We start from the raw sequence: 17,014 nt of genomic DNA on the forward strand, positions 1-17,014 counted from the left end.
GTCTCACGCATAGCACCACATCAGTCGGCAGGCGAAGCCTGCCGACTGATCGACGAAGAAGGCTACGTCGTCTTCGGCCAGGGCCGCAGGAACAGGGCGCCTCCCGCCGACGATCCTCCCCCACAGTGCGCGGTCGCCCTCTGACACCCACATGTGCCGACCGGCACGGCCGTTCCTGCGGCTCGGCACATAGGCCGGAACGTGCCTCCGTCGCACTCCGCAGGCTCAGGTCCTAGCTGTGGGCAGGCTCCCGCCACAGTAAGCACAGTGTGAGCACTGGCCAGTCTGCCTGAATCGCCTACTGAGGTTGAACTCGTGGTGTCGTAGGGGCTGACGGCTGGCCGTTGGCTGCGGTATCACCGGAGGCATGCGGTACCCACAAGGGGGCGGACTGACCTCCGAACGCCAGCGGTTCCGCGCGGAGTTACGGCTCTGGGCGGCCGAGCGGTTCACCCAGGGCGAGGCGAGCTCGGTGATCGCCAAAGACCTGCGCGTCTGCGTCCGCTCGGTGCAGCGATGGCGACAGGCGTGGGACGAGGGCGGTCCACGTGCTCTGCGGTCACAGGGACCGGCGTCGCTGCCGAGGCTGAGCGAGAAGCAGTTCACGCAACTGGAGGCGGAGCTGGCCAAGGAGCCAGCCGCGCATGGCTGGGAGGACCAACGCTGGACTCTGAGCCGTGTGAAGACAGTGATCGGCCGGCGCTTCCACCTGGCCTACACGATCCAGGGTGTGCGCAAGCTCCTGGTGCGTAACTGCTGGTCCTGCCAGGTCCCGGCCCGACGTGCCATGGAGCGGAACGACGATGCTGTCGCCGGGTGGGTCAAGGACGTGTGGCCCTGCGCGGAAGGCTCGCGGCGGCCCGTGAAGCCTGGCTCGTCTTCGAGGACGAAGCCGGCTTCTCCATGACGCCGTCGCAGGCGAAAACCTGGTCCCAGCGCGGCCGGATCCCGGTGGTGCGGGTCCGCGGCCGTTCCCGCAGACGGATCTCCATCGCAGCGCTGACCTGCTACAAACCCGGCCACCGCTCAAGGCTGATCTACCGGCCGCGCCGACGGCCGGCGTGACGGGCGCAAGAGTTTCTACCGGCGCGACTACCGGGACCTGCTGATCGCCGCCCACCACCAGCTCGGCGCCCCGGTCATACTGGTCTGGGACAACCTCAACGTCCACAAGACCGCCGGTCTGCGGGAGTTCGCCGAAGCCCGGGACTGGCTGACCATCCACTACCTGCCGCCCTACGCACCCGGCCTCAACCCCGTCGAAGGCATCTGGTCCCTCCTGCGGCGCGGCTGGCTCTCCAACGTCGCCTTCAGCACCTCCGAACACCTCGACCAGCGCATCCGACGCGGCCTACGGCACATCCAGTACCGCCGTCACCTCATAGACGGCTGTCTCATCGAGACCGGCCTGACGATCCGACCTACCTGACCAGCAGCAGGACATCCCGAGTTCAATCTCAGTAACAATGTCCGTCGCTCTCGCTGGAGCGCAGTGGCGCTCACTGCTCGGTGCACATCTAGACTTCGAGTGCCGGAATCTGCCACGTATCACCGTCGCCTTACCGTTGACAGCGTCCGAGAACGCTGTGCTGGTTGGCCGTGAACCCCCTCACCGTCCAGACCTTGCGCGTAGCAACCTCAACCACACGATCCTTGGTCGCCATGTGCTGCGCGCTCCCCACCGATGTTGCTTTGTGCGTGATCGGCAGGTGCGAAGCAGCAGTAGGCCTCGGCCCGGCTACACGCCCTCGGCGGATGAACGTCCACGGCGACTTACCACCCAACTCCGTTTGGAACGGCCGGCTGTGGCGATGCGCGAGACATTCGAGCAGATGTGAGTCGCGGGCGGTAATCTCGCGGACCACACCAGGACGGTTCGGATGTGGTCCCGGACGTACTCTATCGCTCGGCATAGTGCAGGAACTGCCAGCCCAACAAGGCCAGAGCGAGCATCTGCGCGATGGAGACGGTCAAGAGCAAAGGCTGGACAGTGCGAGAGCACCAGAATTCGATCACACAGGTCATCGGCAATGCCAAGTACGTGAACAGATCGACAGCGTTCTGCAAACGCTTGCGTGTGGCGCGGCTTGCGTCACCACGATGGTAGGCCTCCCAGCCGAAAACGGTGCCGCGGGCATCACTGAGCTCAGCCAACCGTGGCCCCATTTGGTCGCGTATGTAGCGGGCGATCGCCGAGATCTTCTCATCGTTGACCAGGTAGGTCCAGCCCAAAACCAGGCAGATCACGGGGACGGTGAGCAAAACCTGAGCGTGCCCGCTCTGGACGGTAATCGCCAGCACCGCAGTGGACGCGGCGAGCGTGAAATAGAGCAGGTTGTCACGGAATCCGATCCGGGCTTTCTGCTCCTCCTTGATGCGGTCGTACTCAGCAAGTAGCAGTCTACTCTCGGTGATTTCCTCTGCGGCAGTCACGGCACCCCCAAACTCAAGTTGCGACTGGGCCGATAAGTGGACGGACAGAACCCTGAAAGGACGCGAGGTACCCGAGTTACCAGATTGGAGATTCTTGACTTCTCCAGCCCCCTATCCAACTTCAAGACCCGGAGATTCGGTCGGCATCAATGAAGGATGGCGGATTATTGGGGTTGTTTCGCTCGATCCAACCCTTTCCGTCCGCCGCAATTCCCTCTAGAAGACGAAAGGTATGGATGAAACCAGCCGAATTAAGGTTTATTTCGGAGGTTTCCTGAGCGTTTTCGTCGGGAGCGAGTTGATGCGTATCGGCGTCTTTGACTCTGATGCTCCTGACAGGCCCGTTGGTCAGAATCAATTCCAGGTCGTAGCCAATGTTGGCGCGCTCAGTGACGTGCACGGAGGACAGCGCATCGAACCGGTAGTTGCTTCGCTGCTCGTTCGTTCGCTTCGCGTCCGTGAAGTCGTACTCAGTGTTGATTTCACGAACACCATCCTGTGTGACCAGGAAAAGTCGGAGGATATGCCGCGAATACCGCCAAGGGCCACCTTTTTCCCGCCCACGCCTGTAGGGACGTGCAGGTGTCATCAGGATGGTGTGAGTGATGATATGGCGCCAGCTGAGCTGATAGTGGCGCAGCGCTTCATCAACAAACAGGGCTTTGTCACAGGTAAGCCAGGTCTCCATTTCTAGTTCAGTGGGCCGTGTGGCGTCCAGGAAGGCCTTCCATTGTTGATACGCCACCTGTCGAGCGCTCATCCGATCATGATATTCCTGGGTCTCTTCAGCGAATCTGCGATTTTCGCTATGCATACGCAGCCACGACAAGGCCGCATTACGCCCGACCCAGACTGCACCAACTACAGCGAGAAGCACCAATAAAATATTGGACAGACCAGCCGCTGCGGCCGCCGTCACGGTCAGAGCCAAGGTCGTGATACCGAGGACAATGAAGGAGACGACGCATGCGGCCTTTATTTTCGCCGGTGTCTGGTATTGCCGGTGGTGGTCGACCAAAATCCCGTTGTTGAAGCGGTCTCGGGCATCCTGAGCCAGGTATCGAATCAGCCAGTTAACCCGTTCCACGCTGATTCTGCTCTCACGGTAAAGAAACGAAACCTCTGCGATGAGAATATCGCGAGTGCCAGCGGTTTGAATGAGCCATTGGTGTGGGTTCAACCCCACCGGCACGTGAGTACAGAAGTAGTGATCGAAGGAGTGACGGACACGGTTGGTGAACCCGTCTCTCGCAAAAGCAACATTGCTCCTTTGCGCGTTATGGTACTCGTGGTTCTTGGCTTTCAGCCTGTGCTCTTGGTACCACCATCGTTGGCCGAAGCGCGCGGCAGTGAAACCGGCTCCGAGCATCGCCATCAACTCGACGAATGCCATGGCCGGAGCTGCGACCAACGCCGAGATCCACAGAAACCCGGTGGCGACGACGAACAGGACGATGAAGGCAGCCATGCCTGCCTTGAAGTCGGCAGCGGTGTTCGTCCTAGGTGGGAGCGCTCGGGGGCCGATGGGTTCAGGCTCAAAATAGGCCCAGACCCGTTGGACACGATCGTTGCCGAAGCGCGAGGTCTCAGCCAGCTCGCGGGTTACCACCCACAAGTTGTCTTTCATCCCTCCGGTGAGCACAAGGTCGAGATGGTGGAGGATCGGGTCACGCTGCCGAGGTGGCAGCTCACGCAGCCGCTTCAGCACCGGTCCTGTTTCACTGTCTGTGTCACTGAGAATCGAAAGCAATTCGAAGGTGACATACAGAGCGGTTCTCCACACCCCGTCGGCGTAGGTCCGTACGAGTCCGGAGGCCTGATACAGACGCTGGAGTTCTTCGGCGCTGAGGTCGTGATAGGCGCGTTTACTGAGCATGGCAAGTACCCAGTGGAAACGGACCTCTGCGTCGTCGTATCCGTGGGCGATGGCGTCACTGATCATGTCGCGAGCGCGACTGGGTACGCCGTCCTCCAGGAACCGCACACCAACCTTGTACTTCTCCTGGGGCGATGCTTCCGGATGAACGAAGTACACATTGGAATTATGCACGGTCTCGGCCTGAATACCGACAGTGGAATCGTATGCAGCCGAATTGTGTGTGAAACTGGCGCCATCATTCATGACAACCCACCCACCACAACGATCAGCGGTGCCAGCCTGGCTGCCAGCTCGGAAGAGTCCGCGACCAGACCACGTAACCTCTTGAGTGCGATGGTCACTCGCTTCGGCGACTCGGGACCGTTCTCCCGCGCTGCTTGGCTTGCGGTGTCCAGCTCGGATTGTGCTTCTCGATAAGTGTCGTCGTCGAGAGTCCCCTCAGCATAGTGACGCTTCAGGTACTCACGGAAGCTGTCCAGTTCCGCGACCAAGTCCGCCGGACTGGATAACTTGCGATTCGCGTTCATGTAGACGTTACTTCCAGTCACTGAGCCAGCCATGATCCCAACGGTGCTGGAATGGACGGTGTTGTGGACGTGTTCCCTGAGTCTGTCGTCCCTGTTGTCCTGAGGCATTGCGATCTGCTCCTGTTCTCCGATCAGTTCCGCAGCCAGACGCGTGGCGAAGGCTGCCGCGTTCGCTGCGGCCTGTGGTTGCCATTTATGGTCCTCCACGCCGCTCTTCGAACCGTCCGCTCGGTCGCTGATGCCGCGGATGATGGCGACCGGTGACTCATTGAGATGGCCGGCCTGTGCCACACCGGCGGCTTCCATTTCAATCGCGAGTGCGTCGTTGTAATGTTGCCGAATCCACTCTGCCTCGGCGGAAATCCGCGAGTTCTGTACGACCTCACCAGCAGCGATCGCACCGAGATGCACCTGTGGCGTGTTCCTGTCGCCAGGCATGTCGTCCACCCAGTCACTTGTACGCGCTAGATACGAGCCAAGCTGGCTGATGCCATGTGGCGCCTCCCACACCCGGGGACGCGCCTTGAGTCCGTCGTCCTCGCTGGTCCCACCGTGGTAGGCATACACGTGGGTGGCCATCACCACATCGCCCAGTCTGGTGGTTTCCCATAGAGCACCGGCGACACCGACGAACAGCACAGCCACCGGAGAGAATTCCTGAATCGCGCGTTCCGCGAGCACTGCGGCGGGGTGATTCCCTTTGTTCGTCAGGCCGAGCGCCACACGACATGACGTGCCCGGCACGGTGCCCACCTCAAACCGCGTGCCACGCTCATGACGGTGCACCTGCGGATTGGTCAGTTTTCGACGCACGGCCTTGTACTCGAGGTTGAGGGCGGTGAGCATCACCACCAGATCTTTCGGCATCTATTCCTCCTCCTGCATCGACGGCACAGGTCGGATCAGTGGTGGGGACAACATCGTTCTCGGCCCGGCTCGGAAAAGCCGCGCGGGGCGCCCTCCTGTGGTCCTGCTTCCCGAGCCGACGGGAACGATGAACCCCTTCACAGCCTGGACTTTCCGGTAGAAATTACGAGTGTCGAGCTCAGCGCCCCACACTGCTTCGTATACCTGCTGCAACTCGGCGATGGTGAATAGCTCTCCGCAGAACGCCGTGGCCAGCGCTGAGAACTCAAGCTTTGTACGAGCGCGTTCGATCCCGTCCGCCACAATCCGGCTGTGGTCAAAAGCCAGTCGCACCTGCTCGGACATGACGGCGTCCGCAGGTACCCATGAAGCGCCCATGGCATCCGTTCCCGCGACCGGTTCAGGAAGTCCTGGTGCAATCGCCAGGTGTGCCACGGAAACAACTCGTCCCCGCGGATCGCGGTCCACATCTCCGTAGATGGCCAACTGTTCAAGGTGCAACCGCTCGGCGTCCAGAGCCGTCTCCTCGCCCAACTCTCGGTGCGCGGCGTCCAAAATCGCCTCACCAACATGGCCGAGGAAACCTCCAGGCAGCGCCAGCATGCCTAGAAAAGGCTCCTCACCTCGTTCTACGAGCAGGACACACAGTCGACTTTCACGCAGGGTCAAGATCACGAGATCAACCGCGAGCAGAACGGGAGGCGGCTCCCAAGAGTCAACTTCCATGCTCTCGAAGGTACTTCAATTACTGTCATGATGACAAGAAGAAGGAGGGTAAAACGTCGCCCGGCGGCCACGCACGGCGCCTGACCTAGGACGCGGCAGTGATGTGAAGTGTCGGGCGGGACGTCACGTACGTCGGCGGTTCCACCACGTACTGCGGCACCAACCAGTACTGGGGCGGCGACACCACGGTGGGCGACAGGCTGATCGGCGGCGCTGAGGCCACCGGTGCATATCGACTCGAGTACCGTTCTCGGGCCAGACGGCGAGGTTCCCGAAGGCGGTCCCGGCCAGGGCGACTCCTCCGCGACAACGGGCAACGGGTAGACCAAGGCGTTCCGCGAACACGGATGGGAACGCGGGCGGCACAATGTTCTTTTCGGTGTCCGGCCCGACGAAGGTGTCAACGATCGCGTCCTCAGAGCCCGGCTCCAAAAGGCCCCCGGGACGATATGTGCGCCTGCCCGTACGGATCCGTCGAACCGTCAACCCGCGCCACCAGTGACGGAAGTGCTGGACGGCCACCTCCTGGCCCTGAGTGCCTGGAGCGGCACGGGTGCAGACACTGCAGCGTTCGTGCTGCTGGCTGAGCAGTACGGATCTGTCTGCGTCAACGGTCTGAACTTGCCCGACGACCTGTCACGATGGCTCTCTAAAGAACGGCGCGACTATCTGCTTCAGGGCTCTCCCAATGGCCTCTGCCGTCCTCGGTTTCCTGCAAGAGGGGCAGGCAGCGGATCCGGGCAGCCGCCGAAATGGCCTGGCAGCTCACACCGTCGCAGTCGAGGGCCGGGCGCCGTTCCCGTTCCCAACACCACGGGCGTGCGGCGGGTCAGTCGCGCCGATCTGCTCGCGAAGCCTCCCGAACGGCCCTGCGGTTTCGTGGTCGCGGTCCTGGATGGCCCCGCCACCCACGGCGCGGAGGCGGCGGTCCTGTCCTTGATCGCGAGCAACCCGGAACTGCGGCGGCGAACGGTCTCCCCGCACTTCCTACCGGGACGACTGGGAGCACACCCTCGCGGCGGCGCTCCAGTCGCTGACACCCGAGGACCGGAGCTTCGTCGGCGCCAACATGGCACGGGTCCTCGGCAACGTGGGAGGGTTCCGTAGGGTGATGAGGTGCTGAGGCGGATCGGCGACACCGGGGTGAGGGAGGCCGGAACGGCCCGTACGAGGGTCTTCGGTGACTCGGCTCGCGCCTCGCCCGTCTGCCCGTTTGCCTGCCCGACCATCTGTCTGCCCGTCCGTATATCTGGCCTCTGTCTGCCTCGCCCGTCTGTCTGTCTGTCGCGGCCCGGTCGTTATGCCGCTTCCGCCCCGGAGCGGTGTGCCGTGTTCCGTGTGCGGTGAGGCAGGTCACAGGAAGGGGGCGAGGCGCCGCACAACCTTCTGACGGTCTCGCCGATCACAAGGGTGTACCCGCGTACGGCTGCGCCGCGCTCCCCCACGCCTGGTTGGCCGTTCAGCTGAGTTCCGACGGAAGGGTTACATGAAGCTCCAACGCGTTCTGGCAACCGCGGCCGTGACGGCTGTCATCGGCCCCCTCGCACTGTTCGTGGCTCCGGCCGCGTACGCGGCGGGGGAACCTACGGCCGACGATGTCACCGCCTCCGCGTCCTCCGCCCCCACGACGGCCCCCGAACCGTCCACCACCGCCGACGCCGAAAAGGCCGACGAGGACGCACGGCTCCCGGCCGGGCAGCCGACCGGCGAGGCGAGTCCCCGGTCGGTGGCCGACCTCGCCGCAGACCGGGCGGCCACGCCGAGCACCGAGCCGTCACCGACGTACACGCGCCCGACGTTCTGTTCCGGCATTCCGGACGAGGACCGCGGGAAGACGTCGCTGCGCGGACTGCCGAGCACGATCGTCGCCGGATCCGGCTGGCACGACTTCACCTACCGCGTGACCAACGTGTCCGAGATCAAGGTGATGGAGACCGACATCACCCTCTATCTCGGCACTGCCGATCCGGGCATCGACGATGTCGCGCAACTGGACGTCACCGTCGAGTGGTTCGACACGAGCACCGGCAAGTGGAAGGCCATCGAGGGCGAAGGTGCCGGAGTCTTCGACAACAAGGACTTCGCCACGGTGAAGAGCCTCGGGCCGGGTGAGTACGCGGACACCGGGATGCGTATCAAGGTCGGCGAGAAGGCCAGGGCGGGAACCGGATACTTCTTCACCACCGGCTACTCGTACGGCGAAGACGACAAGTGCGGCTTCGACGGCATCAGCCAGTTCGACTTCACGGTGCTCTCCCCCGGCAGCGAACCCGGCAAGGTGAAGGACGCCGAGAGCAAGCCCGGCAAGGCGGACAACGTCGGGTACAAGGGTGCCGATGGCACGCGCGGCGGCGGGAACAAGCCTGCGGCGCAGGGAGAGGGCGGAACGGTCCCGGTCAGCGGCGCGCTCGCCGAGACCGGTTCCGCGAGTGCGCTGCCGACCATCGCCGCCTTCGGGGGAGCCGCGCTCGCCATGGGTGCCGGGGCCGTCTTCGTCGTGCGTCGGCGCAAGGCCGATTCCGCCGTATAGCCGGAGGCTGCGGTGCAGCCGGAGCTCCGGTGCAGCCGAAGCTCCGATGCAGCCGAAGCTCCGGTGTAGTCGAAGCTCCGGTGTAGTCGAAGCTGCTGTGCAGACCGATCCCGCCGTGTAGCAAATTCCTCGGTGCCGGTCGGTTTCTCGGTGCCCTGCTGGTTTCTCGGTGCCGGCCGGTTCCTGCCGTCTGGGCGGGCCGACTCCGTTGTCGGGCGGGCCGCCGCATGTGGCGGGGCCGTCGTGGGGATGGGTGGCGGGCACGGGAGGCAGCCCGGGTGGCCGGTGCGCCGGGAGCGGTGCCGCGTTCGTCGGGTTGTCGCCCGCCGTGGTCACGCGCGTGACCACGGCGGGCGACCGGCTGTCCGGCCCCCGCGGGGTGAACGAGCCAACGGCCGTCGCCCCCGAGTCGTGCACGCGCCCGAGGCCGACCGGTCCGGTCCGCCGTCGTCACGACGCGTCGGCGGGCACGGCGGCCAGCAGGCTGTGCACGATGGGACCCGCCGAACCGCCGCCGGTGACTCCCTCCTCCACGACGCACGCCACGGCCACGTTGCCGCGGTGAGCGACGAGCCAGCCGTTGTTGGGGGCGTCCTCCGCGACCTCGGCGGTGCCGGTCTTCGCGCCGACGGTCCCCGGGAGGTCGGAAAGGCTTCTCGCCGTGCCGTCGGTGACGGTGACGCGCATCAGCTCGCGCAACTGGGAAACGACTCTCCGCGGGAGCGCGGTGGTGGAGGTCGTGTCCCGGGTCCCGCCCGTGAGGGTGGGTTGGTGGAAGGTTCCGGAGACCGCCGTGGCGGTGACCGAAGCCATGATGAGCGGGTTGGCCTGGATCCGCCCCTGCCCGATCATCGAGGCGGCCTTCTCCGTCTCGTCCTTCGGCTCCGGCACCGACCCGTCGTACGAGGGGATGCCGACATGCCACTCCTGGCCGACGCCGAAGTACTCGCGGGCGACGTCGCCGAGTTCCCCATCGCCGAGTTCGCCGCGCAGACCGATGAACGCTGTATTGCACGACTCGGCGAAGTCCTTGCGGAAGGTCGCGCCGCGGTGTTCGGAGGTCTCCACGTTGTGGAACTGCTTTCCCACCGTCAGGTACTTGGGGCAGTCCACGACATCGTCGGGCGCGACGGCGTTCTTGAGCAGCAGGGCGCCGATGGTGACGATCTTCCAGGTGGAGCCGGGCGCGTAGGTGCCGGAGGCTGCGCGGTTGAAACCTGACGACGGGGCGTTCGCCAGGGCCAGGATCTCGCCGTTGTCGATCCGGAGGGCGACCAGCGAGGCGTTCCTGCCGTGTGTTTCGTTCGTGAGGGCCTTTTCCGCGGCGGCCTGCCAGGTGGCGTCGAGGGTGGTGCGGGTGGGCCGGTCCGCCGGATCCTCTTCGGGCTGTGTGGTGGGCTCGTTCCCGGGTCGTGTGTCCGTCTCGGTGCGGGGTCGTGTGTCCGTCTCGGTGCCGGGGCGCGTGTCTGTCTCGGTGCCGGGTTTCGTGCCGGGCTCGGTGCCGAAGGTGGCTTCCGTGCGCTCGACTTCTCCCGTGGTTCGGTCGACGAGGTGGATCGCCCCGCGCGGACCGGCGACGCGTCCGGAACCCAACTGGGCCAGAACGGGGCTCAGGGAGGGGAACGCGGCGGCCGTGAGGGTCTTCCCGTTCCGGTCGGTGGCATCGGGGACGGAGGTCCGCGTGTCCTCACGTTCCAGACGGAACTTCTCGGTCTCGCTCAGGCGCGGGTGGACGAGCGCCGGCTTCCAGAGCACCATCCACCGGCCGTCGTCCTGCTTGCCCAGCGACAGCGCGGAGGTGTACGTCCAGGTGCCCAGTCCGTTGATCGGCATCCGTGCCGTGAACGGGACGGCGACCGTGCCGTCCGCGGCCTTCGTCGGCGCCGCAGCCGTCAACGCGGGCTTGTCGATGTCGAGGCCCGCGGTGAAGTTGCCCAGTACCTCTCGTGCCCGCTCGGGACGGGTGGTGCGGTCGGCCGCGCTCGGCAGGCGTCCGGCGGCCCAGTCGGTGAGGAACGCGTGCGCCTGGGCCGCGGCCGCCGGATCGGGGGCGGAATCGGTGGACGCGCCACGGGCGAAGGGGCCGAGGCCGACCGCGTACGTTCCGCCCACGGCCGCAGCGGTCACGACGGCCACGGCGACGGCGGCACGGCCCGCTCGGCCGGATCTGCTGCGCGGACTGCTGCGGGGACTGCTGCGGGATCTGTTCCGGGATGTGCCGCGGAACGACGGCGCGGTGGTGTCGGGATGGGTGTCGCGATGAGTGCCGGAATCCATGTCCATGGTCCGAGGAGAGCAATGACTCGCGGCATCCGTCCAAGATGCGCATAGAACTCAGATCAATCAATATCCCATATGCTTGCAGATCGTGGACCTGGTACGGCACCTGGAGTGCTTCGTGGCTGTTGCAGAAGAGTCACACTTCGGCCGTGCCGCAGCCCGCTTGGGCATGGCTCAGCCACCCCTGTCGCAGCGCATCCAGCGCCTGGAACGAGAATTGGGCGTCCGTCTGTTCGAACGCAGCAGCCGACGGGTGACCATCACCGAGGCGGGCACGCTGTTGCTGGCGGATGCCCGTGAGCTGCTCGCCCGCTCCGACGCACTCATGGCCACCGCGCGCCGCATCCGGGACGGCGAGACCGGACTCCTGCGCGCCGCGCTGTCCCCCGACATCGCGGGCGAGACCGTGGCCGCGCTCCTGGCGGACTTCGAAAGGCGCCATGCCGGGCTGGAACTGGAGCTGCACGAACTGACCACCGCCCAGCAGCTCGCCCGGTTCGCTTCACACGACCTGGACGTCGGAGTCGTTCACCACCCCTGCGACGTCTCCGGCCTGGAACTGGGTCCGGTGCTCCGCCGCGAACTGGGCGTGCTGCTGCCCGGCGACGCCCCGGTGGCCGGGCTCGACGAGGTGCCGCTCGCCTCACTCGCCGGGTACGACCTGATCCTCTTCCCCCGCGCCGGGGCCCCGGCGCTCTACGACGACCTGCTGACCGCCTGCGCCCGCAACGGCTACACGCCCGGCACCGTCCGGCATGGCCAGGGCGCCGACTTCGTCCGCGGCCTGGTCCTGTCCGCCGGGGCCGTCGCCCTCGGGCCCCGCGACACCCGGCCCCGGCCCGCGGAGGAACCGGAACGCCGCCCCGGCTCCGGCCCGGGGATCGTGTGGCGTCCACTCGTCGGCGCCCCGCTGGCGCTGCGGCACTCCGTCGCCTGGCCCAAGGGGCGCGGTGACGCCGCCGTCGGCGCGTTCGCGGATGCGGCCACGCACGTGCTGCGCACCACGGCCGGTGCGACCGCAGACGTACCCTCACGACCGATGCACCTTCGTCCGGCATCGGAGTACTGGCTGTGACCGACGCCCCCGCCCGCATCCACGCGGCCTTCGCCGAGGCCGGCGTCACCGGTCGACTTCACGCCCTCGACATCGACTCCGGCGCCCAGATCGACATCGGCGCGGACCAGCCGGTCTGCACCGCCAGCGTCCACAAGCTCTGCCTGCTCGTCACCCTGCACGAACTCGCCGCGGCGGGCGGTCTGGACCTCGGCGAGCAGATCGAGTGCGCCCCGGCCGGCCGGACCGCCGGTCCCACCGGTCTGGCCGCCATGCTCGACCCCGTCCGCATGTCCCTGCGAGATGTCGCGTACCTGATGATGGCCGTCAGCGACAACGCCTCAGCCGACGTGCTCCTGGGACGCGTCGGCCTCGACGCCGTCAACCGCACCACGGCCCGCCTCGGCCTCGCCCGTACGTACGCCGTCCAGAGCTTCGGGGAGCTCTTCGCCACCCTCCGGGAGGACGCCGGTCCCGCAGGCGCCCGGGCCCTTGCCGATCCGCACGTCATCACCCGGCTGCGGGCACTCGATCCGGCCCGCACCAACCGCAGCACCCCACGCGACATGACCCGGCTGCTCGGCGCCGTCTGGCGGGACGAGACCTGTCCGCCGGAGCACTGCGCCGCCATCCGCCGCCTCCTCGGCCTGCAGGTCTGGCCGCACCGATTGGCATCCGGCTTCCCCTTCGACGACGTCCACGTCGCCGGCAAGACCGGCACTCTGCCGACATTGCGCAACGAGGTCGGCGTCGTCGAGTACCCCGACGGGGGCCGTTACGCCGTCGCCGTCTTCACCCGGACCGCCAACACCGCCGCCACCCTCCCCGCCGCCGACGCCGTCATCGGTACGGCCGCCCGGATCGCCGTCGATGCGTTGCGCGCCCCATGACGGCTGCCGGGACGGGTCCTGACCAGGCTTCATATGCGCTCGCGTATCGCTGCGACCGCTCGGCGGACTTGGACGCGGCCGGATGCCGTCTGGTCCTCTGACGCCATGAACAGCCGAGCAGACGGAAGAAACCCGGCAAGCGGAACGGGCGGAACAAACCGGATGAGCGACACGAGCGGATCGAGCGACACGCGTGGGACGAGCGGGACGAGCGGCGCGAGCAGGGCGAGCAGCACGAGCGGGACGAGCAGGACGAGCGGCGCGAGCAGGGCGAACAGCACGAGCGGGACGAGCAGGACGAGCGGCGCGAGCAGGGCGAACAGCACGAGCGGGACGAGCGGGACGAGCGGCATGGGGATCGGCCGTCGGGCGATGCTGCGCGGTGCGGCGCTCGGCGCGGCCGTCCCGCTCCTCACCACCCCGGCCACGGCCTCCGCGATCCCGAACCCCACCGTCTCGAATCCCGCGACGCCGAAATCCAGCACACCGGATTCGCCGGCACCGGAGTCCCCGGCCCCGACGGCCCGCAGGGCCACCCGGGCAGGTTCGGTGTCCTTACGCTGGCTGGGCACCTCGGGCTGGCGCATCGACACCGGCGGCCGGACCGTACTCTTCGACCCGTACCTCACGCGCTTCCACACCGGTCTCTTCGAGGACGCCTTCAACCCGCGGACGGGGCTGACGACCGATCCGGATCTGGTGCACGCGCACATCGGAAACCCCGAACTCGTCCTGGTCAGCCACTCCCACTGGGACCACCTCGCCGATGTCCCGTACATCGCGAAGTCCACCGGCGCCCGCGTCCTCGGTACGGAGACCACGTTCCACCTGCTCGTCGCGTCCGGTGTCGAGCCGGGGCAGATCTCCGTGGTGAAGGGCGGCGAGGTGCTGGACTTCGGCGGAATCGTCGTCGAGGTGGCGGCCAGTCTGCACAGCAGGAACAAGAAGCACTCCTATTTCGCTCCCGGCACGCTCACCGCGCCGCCCTCGATGGCCCCGAGCACCATCTCGGACCTTCCGGAGGGCGACACACTGGCCTTCCAGGTGACGATCGGGGACGACGGCCCCTCCGTGTTCCTGATGGGCGCCAGTGATTTCTCCGAACGGTCCGTGCGGGGTCTGCGGCCCGACATCGCGATGATCGCCGTGCCGGCCGGTACCGCCACCCATCGTTACGTGCCCCGGCTGTTGCCCGCCCTGGACCTCCCCGACGTCGTCGTGCCCGTGCACTGGGACAACTTCGAGAAGCCGCTCGCCGAGCCCCCGCGCCGCGACCCGTCCATGGATCTGGACGCGTTCGTGGCACAGGTGCGCCGCGTCTCCCCGACGAGCCGCGTCGTCGTACCGGACTTCCGCACCACATACGCCGGTGACATGCGGCCGCGGAGCTGACGAAGCCGGGCGGGGTGGTGCGGCGGGGAGGGACCGGACCCGGGCAGGGCGGATCCAGGCCGGGCAGAGCCGGACCGGACACGGCGGGCAGGGCAGGGCCGGGTCCGCGTACGAAGGGGTCCGGACCCGGTCCCTCGTACCCGGACTCGCCCGGCTCACCGCCCTTACGCATGGGGGGCCCGCATGGCAGAGTCGGCCCATGTCCACCTCGGAGTCCGTCCGCCGCTTGTCCCCCGCCGCTGTCGGCCTCCTCCTCACCGCCGCCCTGTCGCTCACCGCCTGCGGTGAGCAGCGCGCCCCGGGCCCGGCGGCGGGCGCCGTCGTCGGCTCCTCGCCCAGTGCCTCGGGAGCCTCCCCGTACGTGGAGCCGGGGGCCGGCGACGGCGCCCCGCACTACAACGAGAACAACGCCTACCGTCACCCGCGCGACATGTCACCCGCCCACGCGAAGGACGCCGAGCGGGAGGCCGGACGGATCAGGCCCGTTCTGGAACGGCTGTGGAAGCAAGGGCAGTGGAAGCCCTCGGAAGTCCGCGCGGCCCTGCTCCGGCTCGGCTACGAGGAGGCGCCCGCCGCGGGGGACGGCGGACGGACCGGCGGAACACTCACCGTCCGGGAGATGCGTCCCCGATACCGGGACGGAGGCTATGTGACGCCCGAGGGAGCGATGGTCGGCCTGCGTGTCCACGACGACGCCTGTGTCACCGCGTTCGTGCAGAAAACCAACTACGAGGCCCGGGCCAACGGCCCGTACCCGGAGACCGGTTGCTTCGAACCCCCCTACGGTCACTGAGAAACCGCCGCACCACCGAGCCGACGGACCACCGCACCACCACTCCGCCGCACCACCACTCCACCACTCCACCGCACCACCGCACCGACCAACCGGCCCCACCGGCCCCACCGGCCAACGGCCCCGACCCCACCGCACCGCACCGCACCGCACGGCCACCGCACCGCACGGCCGCAGTGCGGCGCGGCCCGCTACCGAGGACGTGGCTGCGGGAGGCCCGGCGAATCCGGCACTCAGTACGATCGCCGGTCATGGACTGGCTCGAACGCGCCGCGGAGCTGCGGCAGTGGACCCGCAGCGGGACACGCGCCCCGCACAAGCCCCTGTTGTTCCTCTACGCGCTGGGCCGCTTCCAGCAGGACGCCGAGGGCGAACTGCGTTACTCCGCGGTGGAGGACGACCTGAAGGAACTGCTCGCCGAGTACGGACCGCCCCACCGGACGACGCCCTCCTATCCGTTCCACCATCTGGTCGGTGACGGTGTGTGGGCGGTCCGCACCGATCGCGGGACGGGCAGTCCCGGCACCGGGGTGCGGGAGTTGCGGGAGACGGGGGCCTCGGGACGGCTGGTGCCGGAACTGCGGTCGGCACTGCGGCGGGATCCGTCGCTGGGCGACCGGATCGCGCGCGTACTGCTCGAAAGGAACTTCCCTCCCTCGCTCCACGCCGATCTGTGCGAAGCCGTCGGCCTGGAGCCGGGATGGGAGCCGCCACGGGGTGACGAACAGCGATCGACGGCGCGACGTCAACGGGACCGGCGGATGCGGGAGATGGTGCTGACCGCCTACGAGTACCGGTGTGCCTTCTGCGGCTACGACGGCAGGATCGGTACGTCACCGGTCGGCCTGGAGGCCGCTCATGTGCGGTGGTGGGCGTTCGGCGGTCCGGACGACGTCGACAACGGTCTGTGCCTGTGCTCGCTGCACCACAAGCTCTTCGACAAGGGTGTTCTCGGAGTGGGCGAAAGCCTCCGCATCCTGGTCTCGCAGCGTTTCGTCGGACACAGCCCCGCCGCCCGCGAGCACGTCATAGCGCTCTCGGGCCGTCCCCTCATCGGCCCTCAACCGGGCACCCCCTCCGTCGCCGCCACCCACCGTGCCTGGCACGCCGATCAGGTGTTCCACGGCGACCCCCGCCCCGGCACCGCCGTCCAAGTCCGTCACCCATTCGCCGGGCCCGCCGTGGAATCATGTCCCTGACGTTCCTGACCAGGCACTTCATCAAAGGAAGTCGAGATTCCGTATGTTTGACGCACTGAAGAACCTCAAGGACAAGGCCGAGGAGATCGCCGAGGCACACGGCGACAAGATCTCCGACGGGCTTGAGAAGGCCGGCGACTTCATCGACGACAAGACCGGCGGCAAGCACGGCGACAAGATCGACACCGCCGTCGACAAGGCGCAGGAATTCGTCGAGAAGCTGGGCGATAAGGGCGAGCACCACGGCGAGAAGAAGGACTGACGCGAGAGGCCGGAGGCGGGAAGCCGGAGCCCACGCGTCCGGCCTCCCGTTCCGGCCCGCCCCGGCCCGTATCCCTCCGCCCGGGCGGACCGGTCGGCGGATGTCAGCATGGCTGCCACCGGACGATCCAGCACCTCGGAGACCCGGCCAACGCGCCACGCCCGCCGAGATGCTGTGCGGAA

At 67.0% G+C, this 17,014-nt stretch carries 14 protein-coding genes and 1 pseudogene; 9 read left to right on the forward strand and 6 right to left on the reverse strand.

The window, feature by feature from the left end:
* Positions 1–367: 367 nt before the first annotated feature.
* Entirely contained in the window at positions 368–907 is a 540-nt protein-coding gene (locus tag ACF1CT_RS04375; RefSeq protein ID WP_391782243.1) for a winged helix-turn-helix domain-containing protein, read from the forward strand.
* Positions 904–1,429: pseudogene (locus ACF1CT_RS04380) on the forward strand (transposase). Before ACF1CT_RS04375 ends, ACF1CT_RS04380 begins: the two are co-directional and overlap by 4 nt.
* A 470-nt stretch (positions 1,430–1,899) precedes the next feature.
* On the opposite strand, the gene ACF1CT_RS04385 reads toward ACF1CT_RS04380, so the two are convergent.
* From ACF1CT_RS04385 to ACF1CT_RS04400, 4 genes are all read right to left on the reverse strand, one after another.
* Entirely contained in the window at positions 1,900–2,433 is a 534-nt protein-coding gene (locus ACF1CT_RS04385) for a hypothetical protein (protein ID WP_391782244.1), read from the reverse strand.
* 121 nt (positions 2,434–2,554) lie between these two features.
* Positions 2,555–4,555 carry a hypothetical protein gene (locus ACF1CT_RS04390; RefSeq protein WP_391782245.1) on the reverse strand — a complete coding sequence of 667 codons (2,001 nt, stop codon included), beginning with the start codon at positions 4,553–4,555 and terminating at the stop codon, positions 2,555–2,557.
* Positions 4,552–5,706, reverse strand: coding sequence for a purine phosphorylase (locus ACF1CT_RS04395; protein ID WP_391782246.1), 1,155 nt, complete (start codon positions 5,704–5,706; stop codon positions 4,552–4,554). The genes ACF1CT_RS04390 and ACF1CT_RS04395 overlap by 4 nt, the downstream gene beginning before the upstream one ends.
* Positions 5,707–6,432: an NUDIX domain-containing protein gene (locus tag ACF1CT_RS04400; protein ID WP_391782247.1), complete on the reverse strand. Its 726-nt coding sequence runs from the start codon at positions 6,430–6,432 to the stop codon at positions 5,707–5,709.
* Positions 6,433–7,918: 1,486 nt separating this feature from the next.
* Between ACF1CT_RS04400 and ACF1CT_RS04405 the strand changes: the two genes are divergently transcribed.
* On the forward strand, positions 7,919–8,962 hold the full coding sequence (locus tag ACF1CT_RS04405; protein ID WP_391782248.1) for an LAETG motif-containing sortase-dependent surface protein: 1,044 nt from the start codon (positions 7,919–7,921) through the stop codon (positions 8,960–8,962).
* 450 nt (positions 8,963–9,412) lie between these two features.
* Here ACF1CT_RS04405 and ACF1CT_RS04410 read toward each other — a convergent pair whose 3' ends face one another.
* Entirely contained in the window at positions 9,413–11,245 is a 1,833-nt protein-coding gene (locus ACF1CT_RS04410; RefSeq protein ID WP_391782249.1) for a penicillin-binding transpeptidase domain-containing protein, read from the reverse strand.
* Between the two features lie 85 nt (positions 11,246–11,330).
* Here ACF1CT_RS04410 and ACF1CT_RS04415 point away from each other — a divergent pair, with 85 nt between their 5' ends.
* Both ACF1CT_RS04415 and ACF1CT_RS04420 read left to right on the forward strand, forming a co-directional pair.
* The gene (locus ACF1CT_RS04415) at positions 11,331–12,317 is read left to right on the forward strand and encodes a LysR substrate-binding domain-containing protein (RefSeq protein WP_391782632.1); all 987 of its coding nucleotides are present in this window, start codon (positions 11,331–11,333) and stop codon (positions 12,315–12,317) included.
* Positions 12,314–13,186, forward strand: coding sequence for a serine hydrolase (locus tag ACF1CT_RS04420; protein WP_391782250.1), 873 nt, complete (start codon positions 12,314–12,316; stop codon positions 13,184–13,186). The genes ACF1CT_RS04415 and ACF1CT_RS04420 overlap by 4 nt, the downstream gene beginning before the upstream one ends.
* A gap of 29 nt (positions 13,187–13,215) precedes the next feature.
* Here the strand turns inward: ACF1CT_RS04420 and ACF1CT_RS04425 are convergent, their stop codons facing one another.
* Positions 13,216–13,539: a hypothetical protein gene (locus ACF1CT_RS04425; RefSeq protein WP_391782251.1), complete on the reverse strand. Its 324-nt coding sequence runs from the start codon at positions 13,537–13,539 to the stop codon at positions 13,216–13,218.
* Between the two features lie 19 nt (positions 13,540–13,558).
* Here ACF1CT_RS04425 and ACF1CT_RS04430 point away from each other — a divergent pair, with 19 nt between their 5' ends.
* From ACF1CT_RS04430 to ACF1CT_RS04445, 4 genes are all read left to right on the forward strand, one after another.
* Positions 13,559–14,578, forward strand: a complete 1,020-nt coding sequence (locus tag ACF1CT_RS04430) for an MBL fold metallo-hydrolase (RefSeq protein WP_391782633.1) — start codon at positions 13,559–13,561, stop codon at positions 14,576–14,578.
* Between the two features lie 199 nt (positions 14,579–14,777).
* A complete protein-coding gene (locus ACF1CT_RS04435) occupies positions 14,778–15,371 on the forward strand; it encodes a hypothetical protein (RefSeq protein ID WP_391782252.1) in 594 nt (197 codons plus the stop codon).
* 251 nt (positions 15,372–15,622) lie between these two features.
* Complete coding sequence (locus ACF1CT_RS04440) at positions 15,623–16,570, forward strand: phosphorothioated DNA-binding restriction endonuclease (protein ID WP_391782253.1); 948 nt, start codon at positions 15,623–15,625, stop codon at positions 16,568–16,570.
* 43 nt (positions 16,571–16,613) lie between these two features.
* Positions 16,614–16,832, forward strand: a complete 219-nt coding sequence (locus ACF1CT_RS04445) for an antitoxin (RefSeq protein WP_391782254.1) — start codon at positions 16,614–16,616, stop codon at positions 16,830–16,832.
* Positions 16,833–17,014: the final 182 nt, after the last annotated feature.

Source organism: Streptomyces sp. NPDC014734 (assembly GCF_043083325.1).
Taxonomy (GTDB): Bacteria; Actinomycetota; Actinomycetes; order Streptomycetales; family Streptomycetaceae; genus Streptomyces.

What these genes read in the sequence shown, in the direction of transcription:
- ACF1CT_RS04390 (WP_391782245.1), bottom strand. Translation starts at nt 4,555, where the DNA reads ATGAATGATGGCGCCAGTTTCACACACAATTCGGCTGCATACGATTCC.
- ACF1CT_RS04410 (WP_391782249.1), bottom strand. Translation starts at nt 11,245, where the DNA reads ATGGACATGGATTCCGGCACTCATCGCGACACCCATCCCGACACCACC.
- ACF1CT_RS04440 (WP_391782253.1), top strand. Translation starts at nt 15,623, where the DNA reads ATGGACTGGCTCGAACGCGCCGCGGAGCTGCGGCAGTGGACCCGCAGC.
- ACF1CT_RS04405 (WP_391782248.1), top strand. Translation starts at nt 7,919, where the DNA reads ATGAAGCTCCAACGCGTTCTGGCAACCGCGGCCGTGACGGCTGTCATC.
- ACF1CT_RS04430 (WP_391782633.1), top strand. Translation starts at nt 13,559, where the DNA reads ATGCTGCGCGGTGCGGCGCTCGGCGCGGCCGTCCCGCTCCTCACCACC.
- ACF1CT_RS04425 (WP_391782251.1), bottom strand. Translation starts at nt 13,539, where the DNA reads ATGCCGCTCGTCCCGCTCGTCCCGCTCGTGCTGTTCGCCCTGCTCGCG.
- ACF1CT_RS04400 (WP_391782247.1), bottom strand. Translation starts at nt 6,432, where the DNA reads ATGGAAGTTGACTCTTGGGAGCCGCCTCCCGTTCTGCTCGCGGTTGAT.
- ACF1CT_RS04435 (WP_391782252.1), top strand. Translation starts at nt 14,778, where the DNA reads ATGTCCACCTCGGAGTCCGTCCGCCGCTTGTCCCCCGCCGCTGTCGGC.
- ACF1CT_RS04375 (WP_391782243.1), top strand. Translation starts at nt 368, where the DNA reads ATGCGGTACCCACAAGGGGGCGGACTGACCTCCGAACGCCAGCGGTTC.
- ACF1CT_RS04395 (WP_391782246.1), bottom strand. Translation starts at nt 5,706, where the DNA reads ATGCCGAAAGATCTGGTGGTGATGCTCACCGCCCTCAACCTCGAGTAC.
- ACF1CT_RS04445 (WP_391782254.1), top strand. Translation starts at nt 16,614, where the DNA reads ATGTTTGACGCACTGAAGAACCTCAAGGACAAGGCCGAGGAGATCGCC.